This is a genomic window from Oceanospirillum sediminis (genome assembly GCF_014164585.1).
GTDB classification, from domain to species: domain Bacteria; phylum Pseudomonadota; class Gammaproteobacteria; order Pseudomonadales; family Halomonadaceae; genus Oceanospirillum; species Oceanospirillum sediminis.
This window is the reverse complement of sequence record NZ_JACJFM010000097.1, coordinates 384-631: the sequence shown is the minus strand read 5'-3', so window position 1 is coordinate 631 and position 248 is coordinate 384. Positions and strand designations below refer to the sequence as shown.

Sequence of the window (248 nt, the reverse complement as noted above, 5' to 3'; positions counted from 1 at the left end):
TTTAATATTCAATCCTATTTCATCGGCTAATTCTTGTAATGTTGGCGGTTCCGCCATTCGGGAAACTATGATGTCTTTTGCTTTTCTAATTTTAATCACGTTAGCTTCATCCACTAAAAACGGACATTGCTCAACATCGGCATCCTCACTTCTATTAAAATACAAACTCAATAATTCGTAGGCTTTTCCTTTGAAATACAATTGTTTAATAGTTGCATTTAAACTATAATTTATCAATTGATTCAAAA

At 31.5% G+C, this 248-nt stretch carries 1 pseudogene; it reads right to left on the bottom strand.

Going from position 1 to position 248, the window contains the following annotated elements:
- Window positions 1–248, bottom strand: a pseudogene (locus tag H4O21_RS28020) (hypothetical protein); the annotation flags it as partial.